Origin of the sequence: Priestia iocasae, from assembly GCF_016909075.1 — a bacterium.
Taxonomy (GTDB): domain Bacteria; phylum Bacillota; class Bacilli; order Bacillales; family Bacillaceae_H; genus Priestia; species Priestia iocasae.
In genome coordinates this window covers 825595-845333 of record NZ_JAFBFC010000001.1, presented here as the reverse complement: position 1 = coordinate 845333, position 19739 = coordinate 825595, and the positions used below count along the sequence as shown (strand labels likewise).

At 36.5% G+C, this 19739-nt stretch carries 20 protein-coding genes; 12 read left to right on the top strand and 8 right to left on the bottom strand.

Annotated elements, in window-relative coordinates; all coding sequences use genetic code 11:
• Positions 1–94 precede the first annotated feature (94 nt).
• Positions 95–853, bottom strand: a complete 759-nt coding sequence (locus tag JOC83_RS04280; RefSeq protein WP_205184212.1) for an SDR family NAD(P)-dependent oxidoreductase — start codon at positions 851–853, stop codon at positions 95–97.
• 134 nt (positions 854–987) lie between these two features.
• On the opposite strand from JOC83_RS04280, the gene JOC83_RS04275 reads away from it, so the two are divergent.
• Complete coding sequence (locus JOC83_RS04275; protein WP_239583292.1) at positions 988–2352, top strand: MATE family efflux transporter; 1365 nt, start codon at positions 988–990, stop codon at positions 2350–2352.
• A 152-nt stretch (positions 2353–2504) separates the two neighbouring features.
• Here the strand turns inward: JOC83_RS04275 and JOC83_RS04270 are convergent, their stop codons facing one another.
• Positions 2505–2786 (bottom strand): AbrB/MazE/SpoVT family DNA-binding domain-containing protein, encoded by a 282-nt coding sequence (locus tag JOC83_RS04270; protein ID WP_205184208.1) that lies wholly within the window; start codon positions 2784–2786, stop codon positions 2505–2507.
• Between the two features lie 461 nt (positions 2787–3247).
• On the opposite strand from JOC83_RS04270, the gene JOC83_RS04265 reads away from it, so the two are divergent.
• On the top strand, positions 3248–3832 hold the full coding sequence (locus JOC83_RS04265; RefSeq protein WP_205184205.1) for a biotin transporter BioY: 585 nt from the start codon (positions 3248–3250) through the stop codon (positions 3830–3832).
• A gap of 36 nt (positions 3833–3868) precedes the next feature.
• On the opposite strand, the gene JOC83_RS04260 is transcribed toward JOC83_RS04265, so the two are convergent.
• Positions 3869–4249: a replication termination protein gene (locus JOC83_RS04260; RefSeq protein ID WP_205184203.1), complete on the bottom strand. Its 381-nt coding sequence runs from the start codon at positions 4247–4249 to the stop codon at positions 3869–3871.
• 215 nt (positions 4250–4464) lie between these two features.
• Here JOC83_RS04260 and JOC83_RS04255 point away from each other — a divergent pair, with 215 nt between their 5' ends.
• From JOC83_RS04255 to JOC83_RS04245, 3 genes are all read left to right on the top strand, one after another.
• Complete coding sequence (locus tag JOC83_RS04255; RefSeq protein WP_205184201.1) at positions 4465–4902, top strand: Hsp20/alpha crystallin family protein; 438 nt, start codon at positions 4465–4467, stop codon at positions 4900–4902.
• Positions 4903–5289: 387 nt separating this feature from the next.
• A complete protein-coding gene (locus JOC83_RS04250; RefSeq protein ID WP_205184198.1) occupies positions 5290–6660 on the top strand; it encodes a YjiH family protein in 1371 nt (456 codons plus the stop codon).
• Positions 6661–6778: 118 nt separating this feature from the next.
• Complete coding sequence (locus JOC83_RS04245; protein ID WP_205184196.1) at positions 6779–7741, top strand: bile acid:sodium symporter family protein; 963 nt, start codon at positions 6779–6781, stop codon at positions 7739–7741.
• A gap of 42 nt (positions 7742–7783) precedes the next feature.
• Here the strand turns inward: JOC83_RS04245 and JOC83_RS04240 are convergent, their stop codons facing one another.
• Positions 7784–8947, bottom strand: coding sequence for an MFS transporter (locus JOC83_RS04240; RefSeq protein WP_205184827.1), 1164 nt, complete (start codon positions 8945–8947; stop codon positions 7784–7786).
• Positions 8948–9272: 325 nt separating this feature from the next.
• On the opposite strand from JOC83_RS04240, the gene JOC83_RS04235 reads away from it, so the two are divergent.
• From JOC83_RS04235 to JOC83_RS04205, 7 genes are all read left to right on the top strand, one after another.
• The gene (locus JOC83_RS04235; protein WP_205184194.1) at positions 9273–9989 is read left to right on the top strand and encodes a class I SAM-dependent methyltransferase; all 717 of its coding nucleotides are present in this window, start codon (positions 9273–9275) and stop codon (positions 9987–9989) included.
• Positions 9990–10066: 77 nt separating this feature from the next.
• Positions 10067–10330, top strand: coding sequence for a hypothetical protein (locus JOC83_RS04230; protein ID WP_205184191.1), 264 nt, complete (start codon positions 10067–10069; stop codon positions 10328–10330).
• Between the two features lie 324 nt (positions 10331–10654).
• A complete protein-coding gene (locus tag JOC83_RS04225; RefSeq protein ID WP_205184188.1) occupies positions 10655–13078 on the top strand; it encodes a S8 family serine peptidase in 2424 nt (807 codons plus the stop codon).
• A 375-nt stretch (positions 13079–13453) separates the two neighbouring features.
• On the top strand, positions 13454–14482 hold the full coding sequence (locus tag JOC83_RS04220; protein WP_205184185.1) for an IS1595 family transposase: 1029 nt from the start codon (positions 13454–13456) through the stop codon (positions 14480–14482).
• Positions 14483–14524: 42 nt separating this feature from the next.
• The gene (locus tag JOC83_RS04215) at positions 14525–14893 is read left to right on the top strand and encodes a tetratricopeptide repeat protein (RefSeq protein ID WP_205184183.1); all 369 of its coding nucleotides are present in this window, start codon (positions 14525–14527) and stop codon (positions 14891–14893) included.
• 99 nt (positions 14894–14992) lie between these two features.
• Positions 14993–15391 (top strand): thiol-disulfide oxidoreductase DCC family protein, encoded by a 399-nt coding sequence (locus tag JOC83_RS04210; RefSeq protein WP_205184181.1) that lies wholly within the window; start codon positions 14993–14995, stop codon positions 15389–15391.
• A gap of 70 nt (positions 15392–15461) precedes the next feature.
• The gene (locus JOC83_RS04205; protein WP_205184179.1) at positions 15462–16751 is read left to right on the top strand and encodes an S-layer homology domain-containing protein; all 1290 of its coding nucleotides are present in this window, start codon (positions 15462–15464) and stop codon (positions 16749–16751) included.
• Between the two features lie 111 nt (positions 16752–16862).
• Here JOC83_RS04205 and proC read toward each other — a convergent pair whose 3' ends face one another.
• The 4 genes from proC to JOC83_RS04185 are packed head-to-tail and all read right to left on the bottom strand — an operon-like array spanning position 16863 to position 19630.
• A complete protein-coding gene (gene proC / locus JOC83_RS04200) occupies positions 16863–17666 on the bottom strand; it encodes a pyrroline-5-carboxylate reductase (protein WP_205184177.1) in 804 nt (267 codons plus the stop codon).
• Positions 17663–18331, bottom strand: a complete 669-nt coding sequence (gene bshB2 / locus JOC83_RS04195) for a bacillithiol biosynthesis deacetylase BshB2 (RefSeq protein WP_205184175.1) — start codon at positions 18329–18331, stop codon at positions 17663–17665. Before bshB2 ends, proC begins: the two co-directional genes overlap by 4 nt.
• Before the next feature lie 17 nt (positions 18332–18348).
• Positions 18349–18696, bottom strand: a complete 348-nt coding sequence (locus tag JOC83_RS04190; protein ID WP_205184173.1) for a YojF family protein — start codon at positions 18694–18696, stop codon at positions 18349–18351.
• Between the two features lie 46 nt (positions 18697–18742).
• Complete coding sequence (locus JOC83_RS04185; protein ID WP_205184170.1) at positions 18743–19630, bottom strand: 5'-3' exonuclease; 888 nt, start codon at positions 19628–19630, stop codon at positions 18743–18745.
• Positions 19631–19739 lie beyond the last annotated feature (109 nt).

Here is a 19739-nt window from a genome sequence, read left to right as displayed (position 1 = left end):
TTCATATGAACGAATAGATAGGCAAGGGATCTTGCATGTAAACGTTCTTCCATAATCTTTACCGATTTATGTCTCATTCTCTTTTGTATATGTATTAAAAATTCATTCGAGACTGACCACCATCTACATTTAAACTTGCTCCTACAACCCATGATGCTTTTTCAGATGCAATAAATACAACTGTATTGGCAACTTCTTCGACAGTACCAAAGCGACCAGCTGGAATATTTCCCTTAACAAATTCTTTCATTTTTTCAGGGTTATCCTCGATTCTCTTCTGCCAGTTCCCCGTTGGATGTAAGATACTACCTGGCGCGACACTATTCACTCGCACTCCAAACTTGATCATTTCATCTGCAAATGATTTTGTAAAACTAATCAGTGCTGCTTTGGCATTGTTATATGTCACTTTCCCTCCACTTTCACGACCAAAAATAGAGGTCACGTTAACAATACTTCCGTATCCTTGCCTTTTCATTTCTTCTCCCGCTAGTTTACTTAAATGAACAGCTGACATGTAGTTTAATTCCATTGCTTCATAAAAAGTCGCCATGTCTGTTTCTAACGCTGTGCTTCCATTACTTCCACCTGCATTATTAACGAGTACATCAATATGACCAAAATCTTTTAGAAATGCTTCCATTAACGCTTCCCGCTTCTGCACATTGGTAACATCAACCTCGTAGATTGTAAGATTTTGATATTGTTTCTGAAAATCATGTAACGCCTCTTTCCCTCGAGCTGCAACTGCCACATTTGCTCCTTCTGTTAAAAAAAGCTCTGCAATTCCTTTTCCGATTCCTTTTGATCCACCAGTAATTAATACATTTTTTCCTTTTAACTGTAAATCCATAAAATACGCCACCTTTCATATTTATCTTACAATATTTTTTCTTCACGCAAAATGGGCGATGATACACGACAAATGCTTTTACTTCCTATATAATGCTAGTTATTGTAAAAAGATTTGAAATAGAGGGATTACAGATGAAGCAAGCATTCACAAAACAAGAGAAGATAAAGCAATTTTTAATTATTTTAGTACCAATCTTAATCACGCAACTCGGTATGTTCTCGATGAACTTTTTTGACACAATGATGTCAAGTCGAGTAAGTGCAAATGATTTAGCAGGAGTTGCAATTGGCTCAAGCTTATGGATGCCTGTGTTTACAGGATTGAGCGGAATTCTTATGGGAATTACACCAATTGTTGCTCAGTTAATTGGTGCAAACAAGAAGAAGGACGTTCCATTTTCTGTTGTTCAGGGGCTCTATGTGGCCATTTTTATGTCATTGATTATTTTAGTAATTGGTTCGTTTGTATTACAGCCAATCCTAAACAATATGAGCTTAGATGATGAAGTGGCTCGCATTGCAAAAGACTATTTAATCGCACTGTCGATGGGAATTATACCACTTTTTATTTATACCGTTTTACGTAATTTTATTGATGCTTTAGGTCAAACTCGAACAACTATGTTCATCACATTACTTTCACTTCCGATTAACGTTTCGTTTAATTATCTATTCATTTTTGGAAAATTAGGCGTGCCTGAATTTGGGGGAGTTGGGGCTGGTTATGCTACTGCCATCACTTATTGGTGCTTAATGCTCATTACATTAGGGATTGTCGTGCGCCGCGAACCTTTTCAATCCTATCGTATCTTTAAAAAACTTTATGCTTTTTCCTTTACAGCATGGAAAGAAATTTTAATCATTGGCGTTCCAATTGGACTGGCTATCTTTTTTGAGACAAGTATCTTTGCTGCCGTTACGCTGCTAATGAGTGCTTACAACACCGTAACAATTGCAGCTCATCAGGTTGCAATTAATTTTGCTTCCTTTCTTTATATGATTCCGCTTAGCATTTCAATTGCTTTAACAATTGTAGTGGGCTTTGAAGCAGGGGCTAAGCGATTTAAAGATGCACGTGAATATAGCTATATTGGCATTACAATGGCAATTGGTGTTTCGTTTTTATGTGCAGCTTGGCTATATTTCTTCCGTACAGAGGTAGCCATGATGTATACAAATGACGAGAAAGTGCTTCGCCTTACTACGCAATTTCTGTTATATGCGATTTTCTTTCAGCTATCTGATGCTCTACAAGCTCCTATTCAAGGTGCTCTTCGTGGATATAAAGACGTCAATACGACATTTATTATGGCGCTCGTTTCATATTGGGTAATCGGCTTACCTTTAGGTTACATGTTAGCAAACTTCACTTCACTAGCAGCCTTTGGATATTGGATTGGGTTAATTGTTGGGTTAGCCTTAGGGGCAATTGGACTTTCCTATCGTCTTATCCTTGTTCAAAAACGAAATGTTACATCATTTTCTGAAATAGAGTAAATTCTCTTGTAAAGCTAGACAAAAAGATTTTTAGCAAAAAAATGCCTTGCCTCTCTCTCCATTTGTTTCAATGAATTGAGTGGGCAAGGCATTTTGCTGTTTGCTTTATATAAGAGGTTTTCTCGCCTTTTAAGACCAGCTAGTGAAGCAGATTAATTCTTTTGTAATACTTCTTGTAATTCTTTTAAAAGTATTTCTGCTCCTTCTTTACTTAATACAACATTGCCGTTTCCTAAAGAAAAATTATCATGAGAAACCTCACCTGTTAACACACAAGCTCCGTATGGTGTGTACTTCTTTAAGATAATTTCCTCACCGTCTACATAAATTTCGATGGGATCACCTTTATCGAAACTTAGCATCGTTCTTAATTCTTTAGGAATTACGACACGACCTAATTCATCAATCCTTCTCACAATACCTGTCGATTTCACGTTAACACTCCTTTAGTGATAAAAAGCCTTTTAACCAATATTTATCTCATGATGTATCATATCAATCATTGTTTATGTAATAAATAGTTCATAATCATCAAAAGAATGATGATTAATTTGCTCTACTCTTCATGTTTTTTTCTCGAGTTTTTTTACATTTCTGAGACAAAAAATCATACTTTCATCCTTGTGTTTACCAATATAGTAACAATTGTTCCTGCTTTCTTTTTACATTGACTGATCTATCTATCAATTTAGAACATGTAAGACGACAGAAAAAAAGGTCACCTTTTTACACTTAGAGGGATTTTACTACTCTCAACCATTCGATTATGTCCCAATCGCTCTTTATGGTCCTGACAACGTACAATCTGTATTTACAAAACAGTTAATAAATGTAAAAATATGAATGTTAACTAAACAATTAAAAAAGTTAACAATAAAGGAAAGGAGTATGATGAATGAGAGGAAAAACCTATGAGTTAGTTATTTGTTCAATGTTTATTGGTTTCATGGCAGTAGGAGCGAATGTCTCCCCTTATTTAACGATTGGAGGTGTGCCAATCACATTACAATTGTTATTTGCGCTATTAGCTGGAGGGATTCTTGGAAGTCGTTTGGGCGCTATTTCCATGATTGGATACATGATGATTGGACTAATTGGAGCGCCCGTGTTTGCTCAGTTTAAGGCTGGATTCGGTTCATTATTAAGCCCTACATTTGGCTTCATCTTATCGTTTATCCTTGTTGCTTACATAAGTGGAAAAATCATTGAACATTCACATACACCAACAAGATTAACCTTTTTATTGGCAAGCTTTTCTGGTCTACTCTTAAACTATTTAATTGGAACTAATTATATGTACATGGCCTTACGCTTTTGGGCTGAAGCACCAGAGTCGTTTAGCTATGTGATGGCATGGTCATGGATGTTGCTATATATTCCTTTAGATGTAGTCATTGTTATTTTCTCAGCCCTAATCCTTCCGCGTCTTCATACATCTTTAAAACATCGCGTACCTATTCGCATTCATACCGTAAAGTAGCATAAAAACGCCATTCATCTTTCATGAATTGGCGTTTTATACTTGTCCAAAGTTGTCTCGAATTGCTTTTTGAATCATGGACTCACATCTTTCTAGCTCAACTTTTAACTGTTTTTTATATACTTTCGCTTTTTCTTCTCCACCATCAGTAAACTTATAATAAACCACTTCCTGTAGCTTCATTCCTTCTTTTTTCTTCTTTACTTGCTTTAATACTCCATCCTCAATGAGATCATGTAATGCTTTATACACCTCAGAATGATTAGGCTTATACCCAAACGGACGAAATTCATCACGTAATACATCTAGAAGGCGAAGTCCATACAAACGTTCTTGTTCCGTCATGGTAATCATATATAATTTTAAAAATGCTCTTTGCTTTAATAAAAAACCACTAGACGTTCGTTTCTCAGTCATATTCTTCATCCTTTCTTATATTTTCAAAATGTTCTTTGTTCTAATTATACTTGATTTACACACAATACTCCTTCTTTCACGCTTGAAAATCAGTCTTTTTTCGCTTTATCCTTCATCTTTCACGAAAATATACCTAATTGAAGCTCTCATTCAGTTCAGAATAGGCAAATTCCTTCATATAGTGAAATGATGATGAAAAAGTGAGGTGAGCGTAGATGAGTAAAAAACAACCAGATATAGATTGGAGTTCCATTCATGACAAAGTAGAAGACATGTTAGGGGTCCATTTTTTAAACGATTTGCAAAGTATGCTTCCAAAACGTTTTCCCAATATCGATCTCTATCAAACAGATACAGAAGGAATTGTCGTCATTGAAATTCCAGGCTTACAGTCTAGTCAAGACATTCGAATTAAACTTGAATCTAGTATGTTAACCATTGACGGTCAAATCCCTTACTCCTATCCTATTACAAAGCAACAACTAACGATGAAAGAAAGACATACGGGTTCCTTTCAACGCACCATTCGTATTCCATTTCCTTATATTGATGATCAAATATCAGCTAAATATAAAAATGGATTACTAGAAATACGCCTTCAAAAAGATATCCAAGATCAAACAATTTCCATTGAATTTGACGAAGAAAATTAATAAAGCACACTTTTTATCGTTCCTTTGCCCTTAGCTAATCGGCAAGGGCTTTTTACTTTTCGGTAAAATGATCGCTCTCCACAACAAAATGTAAGCGTTTTACCATTGAACACATTGGCAAATTGGTGTATAAATATATAAGAGACAAAATTATTTCACTATTATAAAAATTAAAATTTAACTTTTTATTTTTATTCGACATTAAAATATGTTATTTTTATAACGTTGCTTTTTTAAACATACATCTCTTTTCGTGAAAAAGATATAAAACACCATGAATAATATGCATAAATTATACAAATATACATTATCCATAGAAATAAAGCTTATTACGTATGACAAAAAACAACGTTTAAATATGTAAAAAAATTCATAGTACTAGTTGAGGTGAACATCTTGAAACAAACAAAGCAAACATCGTACTCATTAGAGAATGTCTTAACATTCATCATCCCTTCATTAATTGGTATTTTCTTGTTTATCATCCCCTTTTCTTATAAAGGCGAACTAACGATACCAGTGGCTATATTAGCAAAAAGCGTTCAGGGTGCATTAGAAAGTCAGTTACCTATGATTATGTCTATTATTGTAGCTATTACAGCACTTTTAACTTTACTAGCAACCTTAATTAAACCAGCTTTTGTTAGCAAAAGTTCTTTTTTATCTTCTCTATTACTTGTGAGCCCTATTTGGATTGTAGCTCGTGTGTTAGGAACCATTTTCATTATAATGACTCTTTTCAAAGTAGGACCTGAGGCCATTTGGTCTGAGAATACAGGCGGTTTATTGTTATACGACTTAATTCCAGTCCTATTTTCTGTGTTTTTATTTGCTGGACTCCTATTACCTTTATTGTTAAATTACGGATTACTTGAATTATGTGGTGCTTTATTTACAAAGTTTATGAGACCTGTTTTTACTTTGCCTGGTCGATCATCCATCGATTGCCTAGCTTCTTGGCTTGGAGATGGAACCATCGGGGTACTCCTTACAAGTAAACAATACGAAGAAGGCTATTATACAAAGCGTGAAGCTGCTGTAATTGGAACAACTTTCTCTGTTGTATCCATTACCTTTAGTATCGTTATTTTAAGCTATATGAATCTAGAAGCTTACATCATTCCTTACTATTTAACGATTCTATTAGCTGGATTTGTAGCAGCGATTATAATGCCACGCATTCCTCCGTTATCAAGAAAAGCAGATACGTATTTTGAACACGCTGCAACAAATGTCGGAGATGAAACAATTCCACAAGGACATACAACTTTTTCTTGGGGATTTAATCAAGCGGTGAACCGTGCAAAAACTACTAAAGGTGTAAAAGAATTTTTACACGACGGGGTAAAGAACATTTTAGATATGTGGATGGGTGTTGTACCAATTGTTATGGCACTAGGAACCTTGGCTTTAGTCATTGCTGAATACACACCAATTTTCTCATGGTTAGGCGCACCTTTTGTTCCACTTTTATCAGTTTTACAGGTTCCAGAGGCTGCAGAAGCTGCTCAAACGATGGTAGTAGGATTTGCTGATATGTTCTTACCTGCGGTTATCGGAAGTGGAATTGAAAGTGAATTAACACGCTTTGTCATTGCATGTGTATCTGTTACTCAATTAATCTACATGTCAGAAGTTGGGGGACTTTTACTAGGTTCTAAGATTCCTGTTACATTCACTGATTTAGTTATTATTTTTATCGAGCGTACATTAATTACGTTACCGATTGTCGTGATTGTGGCACATATTTTATTCTAAAAAGAAAGGAAGCTAATTCGTATGGTTAGCTTCCTTTTTTATTTCCCTTAAAATAATATTGAAAAATTCAGAATTATGTTTATAATGACAAGTATATCTTTTTTAGGGGGACATACATATGAAAACATTAGAGAGAATCAGTTCCTTCGCAGGAAATACGTTTGCATTATGGGTGATTCTATTTGGAGTTATTAGCTTTTTATTTCCTGAAGGCTTTACATGGATTGGTCCACATATTCCTCTTCTACTTGGAATTATTATGTTTGGAATGGGATTAACATTATCTTTAGATGATTTTAAATCTATTTTAAAGATGCCAAAAGCTGTGTTCATTGGAGTTTTAGCACAATTTACAATCATGCCTCTTCTCGCTTTTGGTTTGGCAACTCTTTTTCAACTACCACCTGAAATCGCGGTTGGTGTTATTTTAGTTGGTTGTTGCCCTGGGGGTACTGCTTCAAATGTCATGACGTATTTAGCAAAGGGAAATACAGCTTTATCTGTAGCCATTACATCTGTTTCAACACTATTAGCACCAATTTTAACCCCTGCCCTTATTTTATTATTTGCCAGTCAATGGCTTCCTGTGTCAGCGAGCTCTTTAGTCGTTTCGATTTTAAAAATGATTGTACTCCCTATTGTATTAGGAATCATTGTACAATCATTATTCAACAAGCAAGTACAAAAGAGCGTGAACGCGCTCCCACTTGTTTCAGTAGTTGGAATTGTTGCAGTTGCCTCAGCAGTTGTAGCACTCAATGCAGAAAGAATAGCGGAAACAGGATTGACTATCTTCACTATTGTGGTGTTACATAATTGTGTTGGATTGCTATTAGGCTATCTACTAGCAAAACTACTAAAGTTAGATTATCGAGATCAAAAAGCAATTTCCATTGAAGTGGGTATGCAAAATTCTGGGTTAGGCGCTGCACTAGCCGTTGCACACTTTTCTCCCCTTGCTGCTGTACCAAGTGCAATCTTTAGCGTGTGGCATAATATATCAGGTCCGCTTCTTGCAACATGGTGGGGAAAACGAAAACAGTCAGTAGAAACAACCAATGATACGCCTGTTGCTAAATAAAAAGAGCAAGGAAAGCTGATTACTAGCTTTCCTTGCTCTTTTTTACGTTGTTTTTACTTTTATTTCTTCACCTTTTCGCCCCCAGCTATAAGCAAGGCCAAAGCTTAGTAACAGAACAAACGCCCCTAACATATACGGAAATTCAATATTAACATCAAATAACAGTCCAGCAAGTGCGGGACCTACAATGTTCCCAAGACTCATATAAGCATTGTTCATTCCCGCTACAAACCCTTGTTCATTTCCTGCCATTTTTGACAGAAGTGTATTAACAGCCGGTCGCAGTAACGACGTCATGATAAAAAATAAAACAGTTGTGACAAACACACCCATGTAGCTTCCAGCTAGAATTGCTAATACAAATCCTAAAGAAGAACCTAAAAGTGTCACGTAAACAACCATTTTCTCTCCAAACTTTTTAATCAACATATTAACTGCAATACCTTGAATAAACACACCGATTAAACTTGTCGCGGTAATCACAATTGCAATATCTTTCGCAGTGAAATTATGCTTAAGATCAACATACAAACCGAAGATCGCTTCAAAGTTCGCCAGCCCAAAACTCATAGCAAACACAAGGTACAGTAGTACAGCATAAGGCGCTTTCGTTGAGCGAATAATTTGTTTGGTAATGGACTCTCTTTTTTTAGTGGATTGGCGAGCTGTCTCTTGTTGCTCTTTACTCAATGTTTCTGGAATGAATAAAATGGACATAATTGTTGAGAATGCAGCAACAGCTGAAGACATATAAAATGGCGCTCTCGTGCCAAATTCAGCTAAAAAGCCACCGATTCCTGGACCGATAACAAAGCCTAACGACATCGCCGCACCTAATAATCCCATCCCTTTACCACGCTTTTCTTCTGTTGTAATATCAGCTACATAAGCCATCATTGGCGGAATAATAAACGCAGCCGATGCTCCTCCTATTAAGCGAGATACATATAAATGCCACATTTCCGTTCCAAAGGCAAAAATAATTTGTGAGAACGAAAAACCAGCAATTCCTCCAATAATAATGAGTCTTCGACCGTATTTATCCGAAAGCTCACCTGCAATTGGTGAGAATAAAAACTGCGTTAATCCAAACGCGGCCACAAGTAAACCTAATGTTTGTCCACTTGCTCCAAACTCTTCAATATAAGCAGGCATAATTGGAATAATGAGACCGATTCCTGTCATGACAATAAACATATTAATCATTAATAAAATGAGCGGTCCTGTCTTATTTTGAATGTCTTTCACATATAATCCTCCTTTATCTCAATCTTTTAATTGAAGATTTATCACATCTTAATGTAAGCACTATAAATAGCTTCTTTTCTTTGCTACATGAACGATGTTGCTTCCTTATATCCTTCATAACTATACGGGTTAGCACATTGTTTACGCAACAGAAAAATCTCGAGTTTCGAAACTTTTTACATAACGCTTTATTTAACATCTTTTACACTCTATTCATAAATTAAAGGTAGAAATAAATTGTCGTGATATTGTAACTCTCATGACATGTAGGAGGAATGAATAAATGGCATTTACTTATACAGATTTTCTTGCTGTATTCGGGATAGGTGGTGCACATCCTGGAGGCTTATATGTAACAAAATGGTTATTAGAAGAACAACAAATAAAGAACGACACTTCTATTTTAGATATTGGCTGCGGAACAGGACAAACATCTAGCTATATAGCTACCGAATTCAATTGCAAGGTCACTCCATGTGATCAACACCCTCTTATGATTCAAAAAGCAAATGAACGCTTTGCTACTCTTTCTCTTCCTTTGAAAGCTTTAAAAGAAAATGCGGAATCCTTATCCTTCCCTCAACATTCTTTTGATTTTGTTCTATCAGAATCTGTTTCCATTTTTTCCAACTTAGATCTTTCACTAAAAGAATATGCACGTGTGTTAAAGCCAACTGGCACCTTTTTAGCAATCGAAATGGCAAAGGACGAATTAATGAGTAGCAAAGATTGTGACACCATAAAATCTTTCTATGGATTTCCCCAATTGCTCACAGAAAAAGAATGGGTTAAAAAATTAAACGAAGCTGGCTTTCAACATGTTACTGTTCTTTCCCCTCCCCACTTGCAAATCGAAGAGCATGAAGTTGAAGAAGGAACTGAATTTCATCTATCTAGCGATGTCCCAGAGGAACTATATGATATTTTTGATCAGCATGAACACTATACAATGCAATTTTCTCGCTCACTGGGCTATCGCATATTTTGTTGCAAAACGTAAAAATCTAGATACTCGTCCAGACATGTCCATCCCTTTTCTCATAGTGTAATAAGGGAAACGAAGGGGGATGAAACAAGATGGCAAACTATCATCAACTATGTAACCGTTACAGAGGGCGAGTTGTTCGTATCACAGATCGCGGAGGACGCGTTCATGTTGGGCGTATTGCGAATGTTTCTAGAAGTCACGTTTACATCCAGCCATTAACACGGGGACGCGGTCCTAGAGGATTTGGCTATTTTGGTTATCGATATGGTTATGGGTATGGATATGGTCCAGCTTACGGAGTCGCTTTAGGTTTTATTACAGGTGTCGCTTTATCTGCATTATTTTTCATTTAACTCAACTTTCATACTAATCCTAATTACCTAAACATCACATAAAAAGTCTCTATTTTCATAAAAATAGGGACTTTTTTCGTTTTTATTTTACATAAAAATACATAAAATGATTCTTTTTTGAGTTTAATTACCTATTTTGGTTCGACACAAAAACACATCTATCGAATCAAGGTTTTTGTGATTTTTTGTAGAATATTCTTACTATTATAAAAAAGTTCACCTCAATAAAAGGGGAAAGAATTGCGCGCTGACCTAGGAGGTGATTGCATACATATTCTCGCGCTTTTCACCAATTACAAATAGAAATGGAGTGTCTAGAAATAGATGAAAAAAATTCATGTACGTTCTGTGTTAAGTACAGTCGCATTCACATTCGCTTTATCAACATTTGCGGTTGGAGGAGCATCTGCTACTACTAATCACCCACCTGCACAGCCTTCTGTTGCAAAAATTCATGGTAATTTCAACTTAACTTCATCTCAAAATGTAAAAGTCATTGTCGAATTAACAGAAGAGTCGATTGTCGAAGCAAAGAAAAAAGGGAAAAAGCAATCCAAAGGGAACATTAAAAAAGCACGTGATGAAGTAAAAGTAAAATTAGCTTCTTCATCTAAAGAGGCAAAAGTAAAAAAAGAATATGATCACGTTTTTGCTGGATTCTCTGCGGAACTACCAGCAAACGAAATTAGTAAACTAGCATCAATTTCAGGTGTTCGAGCTGTTTATCCTGATGTTGCATACAGAACAACAGAAGTAAAATCCAGAGAATTAACCCAAGAAGAATTTAGCCCACAAATGGATAAAAGCTCTCCTTATATCGGTTCTCACAAAGCCTGGCAGTCTGGTTATACAGGTAAAGGTGTAAAAGTTGCTGTCATTGATACGGGTGTTGATTATACTCATCCAGATCTTGATCAAGCTTTTGGTGACTACAAAGGGTGGGATTTTGTAGACAACGACAATGATCCTCAAGAAACACCAATAGGAGATCCACGTGGAGCTGAGACCACGCACGGTACACACGTAGCAGGAACAGTTGCAGCTAATGGGCAAATTAAAGGTGTCGCTCCCGAATCTACTCTTCTTGCCTATCGAGTATTAGGCCCAGGTGGAAGTGGATCAACTGAAAACGTTGTAGCCGCTATTGACCGTGCTGTTGAAGATGGCGCAGATATTATGAACTTGTCTTTAGGAAATTCATTAAATAATCCTGACTGGGCAACAAGCTTAGCGCTTGACCGTGCAATGGCTGACGGTGTTGTTGCTGTTACCTCAAACGGAAATAGTGGTCCTAAAAACTGGACAGTCGGCTCTCCTGGAACATCACGCGAAGCAATTTCAGTAGGTGCTACTCAACTACCTTACAAAGTCTATGAATCTACCCTTCAAGTCGGTGATGTAAGCTATGCATCTTCATCAGTGATGGGCTTCCCTAGCGATGAAGATTTACTCGCATTAAATGGGCAGAATTTAGATTTTACGTTTACAGGTTTAGGAACGACTGAAGATTTTGTTAATAAAGATGTGAAAGATAAAGTCGCTGTTATTCAACGTGGAGCAATACCATTTGTGGAAAAAGTGGATAATGCAAAAGCAGCTGGGGCCAAAGCCGTTGTTATTTTCAACAACGTTGATGATGCAGAAAGACCGATCCCTGTTATCCCAGGAACTTCTTTGCCTACATTAAAATTAACAAAAGCGGATGGAGACAAGCTAGCTGCCGCTTTAAAATCAGGAAATCAAAGTGGTTCAATCAATTCTAAGTTTTCACAAGATATTGGTGAAACCATGGCAGACTTTTCATCTCGAGGACCAGTATTGGATACATGGATGATTAAGCCAGACGTATCAGCTCCAGGTGTAGATATCGTTAGTACCGTTCCTACTCATGACGCTTCAAATCCTCATGGATATGGATCAAAACAAGGAACAAGTATGGCATCTCCTCACGTAGCAGGAGCAGCGGCACTTGTGTTGCAAGCAAACCCTAGCTGGAGCGTAGAAGATGTCAAAGCTGCTCTAATGAATACAGCAGATAAATTACAAGATGCAACTGGTAAGGTATATCCACATAACACTCAAGGTGCTGGTAGTATCCGTGTTGTCGAAGCAATTGAAGCAAAAACGCTTGTCACACCAGGTAGTCATTCTTTTGGCACATTCTACAAAGACAAGGGAAAACAAAAAGCAAAACAAAAGTTTGAAGTACAGAACCTTTCAAATAAGGACAAGACATATGATGTAAGTGTAGCATTTACAAATTCACCAGCTGGTATTGATGTAAAGCCAATGAAGAATGTAAAAGTAAAAGCAAATAAAAAAGAAAAAGTAAAGTTAGACATCAAAGTTGAAGCAAGTAATTTAGAACCTGGTTATTATGAAGGTGTAATCACATTAACAGATAACAAAGAAGTCATTGAAGTACCAACGATTCTTTTCGTAAAAGAACCGGACTATCCTCGCGTTACATTATTTGACGTAACAGATAATGAGAACGGTACGTACGCATTTGATGTTTATTTACCTGGTGGCGCCGAAGAATTAGTATTTTGGGTATATGATGAAAATTTAAACTACCTTGGGAACGCTGCTACTTATAAAAATGTAGAAAACGAGTTCCAAACGTTTACTTGGAACGGTGAATTATTCGGTCAGCCACTTTCTGCTGGTAAATACAACTTATTTGCTTTCGCTAAAAAAGCAGGTAAAGAAGACTATGTATATGGCGGAGAAATCATCGTTAAATAATAAAATCATGATACATGTTTAAAGAGGTTTAGTCGAAGTGGTTATTTTCCCCTTTTTGACTAAACCTCTTCTTCATCCATACTTTTTGTACAACTTTCCCATTCATTTCTACTCGCTGATTATATAATAGGTGAAACAAAAAGAATTCTTCTCCTTTTACCACAAAGTATGATGCTACGTTTTCTTTGTTCTTTAGATGGCTATATAATACAATAGCTGTATCCTTTCAAACTACTTGTTAACTAGCAGGAAATTCTTTTCAGTCATAAACGTTTTTATTTTTTAGGCTCTGTTAAAGGTAAATGTTGATATTTGAAACCTACCCGAAATCTTAGTATAATAAGCATAAGAACAAACATTCGGGAGGTGATAAGGTTGAGCAAAGCGTTCAGTAATCTATTAAAACATATCGGCAATTTGCCACATACAGAAAAAGAGCGAGTGTTTCAATGGGTGAAACGCTACGTTGAACCTTCTTCCTCCGTCGGTGGTCGTCTAATTAACGAGATGAGAGAAACTCGTTTTAATGAAGGATTTGAATGTCCTCATTGTGCATCGGAACACGTTGTTAGGTTCGGAAAATACAATGGTCGCCAACGTTATCGTTGTAAGTGTTGCATTAAGACCTTTACTGATACAACTAACACAGTTCTTTATCGCACTCGAAAAGGCGATGAATGGATTACGTTTGTTGATTGTATGTTCAAAGGCTATTCCCTGCGAAAATCTGCTGAAATCGTAGGGGTTACTTGGGTTACTCTTTTTTATTGGAGGCACAAATTGTTAAGTGCATTAAAACAAATGGATTTTGAACAATTTGAAGGTATCGTTGAAGTAGACGAGACCTATTTTCTATACTCTGAAAAAGGTAGACGTAGCATTACTGAACGCAAACCTCGAAAGCGTGGTGGAAAGTCTAAACATAGAGGGATTAGCCACGAACAAGTTTGTGTTCTTGTTGCCAGAGACCGTACAAAAGCAACTGTTTCAAAGGTTGTTTGTATGGGGCGTGTTGTGAAAACTAAGGTGGATACTATGATTGGTTCTAAACTGACACCTAATAATGTACTTGTTACAGATGCTTGGAGAGCCTACAAAACGTATGCAAAAGAAAAAGGAATAGAACATTATAGAATTAAATCAAACGATGGCAAACACGTTATAAAGGGCTTGTATCACATCCAAAATGTAAATGGTCTCCATTCTCGTATGAAACAATGGATACACCGTTTTAAAGGTGTGTCTACAAAATACCTCGACAACTACCTTGCTTGGTTTTTATTTGTCGATAGTCGAAGTAACGAAAGCACAAAACACAACATTAAAGAGTTCTTACTTACATCATTTGTATTTGAAATGACGGATACTTATGAGAGTTTACGTTTGTCAAAATTCAGTGTTTAAACTACGGACTGTGTTGAGTCTCACTTGAAAGGATTGAATAAGTTGGATAATTACAAACAGTCATACCTTCTCTATCAAGAAGGTCTCTTAGAATTCGAGAAAAGTGAATTTCAAAAGGCTTTGGATTGTTTTATCAAATCTAATCAGTTGTCTGAACATTCAAGAACATATGCAAGGATATATGAATGTTTAATGAAATTAGGTAAAGAGTCCGAGGCAAAGCCATATATTGAAACAGCATATTCTCAAAACCCCAACCAAGATAAAGTTGCAGTTCAGTACGCACAATCACTTATAATGGATGGACATAACGAATTAGCAATCGAGATTTTAGAAAAAATACTTAGGAGAAATAAAACATATAATCCTGCCAGAAAATTCCTTGAACAAATAAAAAATGGACTTATTTAATATTAGAGAAACCTTTAAAATAGAGGTTTCTCTAATATTATGATAAAAATCAACATTAAAATTTAACACAGCCATTTTTTAAAAAGGTGTGTGCCTAACATGACAAAGCAAATTATATTATTTGATGGTGTATGCAATTTATGTGAGCATAGTGTCCAATTTATTATTAAACATGATCCTAGGGCATTATTTTCTTTTGCTTCTTTGCAGTCTGATATCGGCCAACGGTTATTAAAAGAGCGAGGTCTTTCTCCCGATAACATCCAAAGTGTGGTCTATGTAACAGATAAAAAAGTATATACTTCTTCAACGGCAGCATTAAAAATTGCCTACCATTTAGATGGTGGCTGGAAATGGCTATATTATTTAATCGTCATTCCCAAACCAATTCGAGACTTATTTTATTCATTCATTGCTAAAAATCGTTATAAATGGTTTGGCAAAACAGAATCTTGTCTGTTACCAAATCCTGAGAATAAAAAAAGGTTTCTGGAATAAGACGACGAATATATCTTCTTGATGGCGAATACGATGAACTTGGACGTCCATTTGAAAGGAGATATGTCATTTGTTTAAAAAGTTAACTGTATGTATGATTACCATGTTCTTATTGCTTTCCGTTGCTTCACCATCCTTTGCTACGAATCAAAAAGTAAACTATGTTGCTTTAGGAGACTCTCTTGCTGAAGGTCTTCTGTACGATAAATCGTTTGGTAAAAGCTACGCTGAGATAATCAGTGAACACTTATTACAACAAAAAAAGCTACAGAGCTTTTCAAAAGAGTTTGCCGTGTCAGGATATAAAAGCCGTAATTTATTGAAAGACTTACAATCTAACAAGGTGAAAAACAACGCTTCTTTACATGATACCGTTAAGCAAGCAAGCTTAATTACCATACATATTGGTGCGAATGATTTTTTATCCGAAATGAAAGTAAATGCTGAAAGCCAGACCATTGAATTTGACCACACAAAAACATCCGCTATTATGACTCAGGTAAAAACGAATGTTTCAGAGATTCTAAAAGAAATCCGCACATTAAATTCTAGCGCAAAAATTGTTGTTCTAGGCTATTACTACCCGTATGTTCATATCGATGTTCCTACGCAAGAAACAATTCTTCGAACAGCGTTAAGCTTACTAAATGGCACTCTTCAACAAATTGCTTCAGAGCACGGATCAATGTTTGTTTCACTTGATCAAGTATTTAAGGAAAACCCTAAACAATATTTCCCAAACCCTAAAGACCCTCATCCTAATAATGATGGATATGCACTTATTGCGAAAGCCATTATTGCCGAATTAGAACAATCTTCAACCGTGTCTTATATAGATGTTCCACCTTCTCATTGGGCCTATAAAGAAATTCAAATGTTAACTTCTACAGAGATTTTGACAGAAACTGATTCTCAGCGTTTTAATCCTGATACTCCTATTACACGTGCGGATGCAGCAAAAGCGTTATTGCATGCAACAACACTGAAACAAGCAATCCCACAAAACCCTGGGTTTAAAGATGTTTCCCCTTCTCATGATGCTTATGATGCCATCGCAAAATTAACAGAGTTAGGCGTATTTAACAAAGGAGAGTATTTTCATCCTGATCAATCTTTAACACGCGCTCAAATGGCAAAAATTTTGACACTAATGTTTAAGCTACAATCAACACAATCACAATCATTCACAGATGTACCAACTACTTTCTGGGCAAAAGATTATATTGATACCCTAGCTTCCGTAAAAGTGACAACTGGTTATGCTGACAAAACATATCGACCAAATAACCATACAACCCGCTCACAATTTGCTGTGTTTCTCGTGCGTGCAATGGAAGCAAAAGTAAACATTGATTTCTAATACACTAAACCCCCTTGCCTTTTTACATTCAGTAGAATGATTAAATAAACTAGACAAGGGGGTAACACTATTTGTAATGCTTACATCGCATTTTCATTTATGAGATGGAGACTATTTCCCCATCGCTTTTTTGTTGGTTGCGTCAATTGCTTCTTCCATCATTTTTAAAAAATGATAGTTGTTCATTACGTTTAATCCTTCTGCTGTAGCTCCACCTGGAGTTGTTACTTGTTCTCGCAAGCTTGTTGGATTTCCTTCTTTTTTTAACATTAAAGATGAACCATGTATCATCTGAATAACAAGCTGCTTGGCTACATCTTCTTCCACCCCATATTTCTTTGCGCTGTCAATTAATGACTCTGAAAAATAATATAAAAAAGCTGGGGCACTTCCTGTAATAGCTGTTAAATGATGAACTTCCTCTTCTGTGCACAATTGTGATTGGCCAATTCCCTTTAACACTAGTTCTAATACTAGTTGATGTTGACTGTTAACCCATTTTCCCACTGTGTAAAGAGACATCGATTCTCCAATCATTGCCGCTGTATTTGGCATAATCCAAGCAACAGGCGTACCTTCTGGTAGCCGCTCCTCCATATAAGATGGACCAATTCCAGCAGCTACAGTGATAATAAGCTGTCCGTTCACATAGCTTGATAGCTCTCTCAATAGCTCATCGTGTGCTTGAGGAGGCATGGCTAATACAATCACATCTACTTGTTTTATTTCATCACGCCAATTATTAGCAGCAACTACATGATAGTTGTCTGTCACTGATTGCAAACGTTGTTTGTTTCCGTTGTTTGTAACAATAATTTGTTCTAGACTCGTAGAATTCATCTTAACCAAGCCAGCAATCACAGCTTGAGCCATGCGGCCGGCTCCGATCAATAATACACGTTGTTTCTTCATCATTGTCCGTCCCACTTATATGTCCAAAATTCTTCTTTCTCTAAAAGGCGCGTCATAAATGGATTACCTTCAATTTTTGTTAAATCAACTGTGCCTAACATTCCTTCCGTTTGCGAACGGTGAGCTTTAAGGGCTTGAATCTTTATATCCCTTACTTCACGAATATCAATGACTACATCGGGCTCACCAATATGTTCAAGTCGATCATTTGAAAAAGCATGACAAAGAACGACAGGTCGTTTGTCAACAGGCATACGCTCAACTGCTCGTAATGTTGCTGCTCCTGTTGCATTATGATCGGGGTGTACAGCAAAGCCAGGGTAGTGTGTAATGATGTATGTTGGTTTTACTTCATCAATAATGGCACCAATCTGATCTGCAAATTCTTCAACATTAAGAAATTCTAACGTTTTGTCTCGTAATCCAAGCATGCGAAGATCTTCAATGTCCAACACTTGACAAACATCTTGTAACTCTTTTTTACGAATTTGAGGTAACGTTTCACGATTAGCAAATAACGGTCTGCCCATGTTGCGTCCCATCTCACCTAATGTACCACAAGCATAGGTGACACTCGTTCCTTTTTTTCGCGCTAACGCAATCGTACCAGCGGCACCGAACGCTTCATCGTCCGGATGCGGAAATACTACTAACACATGTCCTTCCATTGTAAAATCTCCTCCAATTATGCGAATGGTGTTTCGCTAAGTTGCAAAGCAACAGCTAGACGTCCTTCAAAGTCATGGCCTGCTAATAATAACTGACCTTGATTATTCAATTCCCAATCCGTTAATCCTTCTGCATATACCCAACCTATCTCCATTTCAAGGCCCACTCGATATGGATGATCACCCGTAATCTTTCCTTGCTTAATATGTACTTTAGCATTACGAATAAATGCGCCCACTGTCATTACCTTCTCATTGAAATGAGAAGCATAGGCACCATTTGTTGTCTCCAGATGAACGTATACTTCTTTATTAAAAAATGTTTGTAACTGTCGTTGAACTGATTCTTTTTCAATCGGTTGCAAAGGTCTTGCCCCTTTCCACTCTTATTGCTAACTATTTTACAAGAAATTATGCCGGAAGCATAATATTTAGTTCTAAGCGTTCAATTTCGTCTATCCATCTCTGCCTGTCATAAACAAAACGCAATTCTTCCCAACTCATCTTATTTAGTATATCCAGGTTTGTTTCAATCTCCACGAGCTGTTTACTTAAATAAGCTAATTCTTCGCCTTCTTCCAACTTCTTTTTATACCGTTTGAATGTAGAGTCTAAATGAACGAGGTTTTTGTAAAGATTTTCAATGGATTCATATTGTTGAATAAGTGGTAAAGCCGCTTTTTCTCCTACACCAGGTACACCAGGAATATTATCGCTTTTATCACCTAATAGGGCTTTTACATCAATCCACTGCTTTGGCGATATATCATATTCATGTTGAAAATCATCAGCCGTATACACGATTTCTCCAATACGCTTCATCGCTATTATTTGAGAAACATGTTGATTTAATAATTGTAATAAGTCACGATCATTACTGTAGATAAAACAATCTTGTTCTTTTTCCTCGCTCCACCTTGCAGAAAAAACGCCGATTACATCATCTGCTTCGTAAAAATCAACCGACACTTGCGATACACCAACACAATCAAAAAATTCACGCAACGTTTCATATTGTTGAATAAGCGGATCAGGCAACTCACCTCTTGTTCCTTTATAATCACTATAAATGTCTCTGCGCTTCGTTTCATTTCGTTTTACATCCCAAGCTACGACTATATGTGTCGTTGCATACTGTCGACTTAATTGTAAAATTTTTTGAAGCGTTACTTTTAAAGCATTAATATACAAACCTTGACTATTCCTCGGAAGGTCTACTTCCTCTCTCCCATAAGAAGTAGCAAAATAACACCTACTTAGTAAGTTAAAACCATCTATTAACAGTAATGTTTCTTTCAAGCGTTCAAATCCTTTCTATTTCGTTCTAACTCGTCTACTTCAGAACATACAGACTTATTGTATAGGAGAAGAAACTCCTTCCCCTAAAACTTATGTCCATATAGTTTGT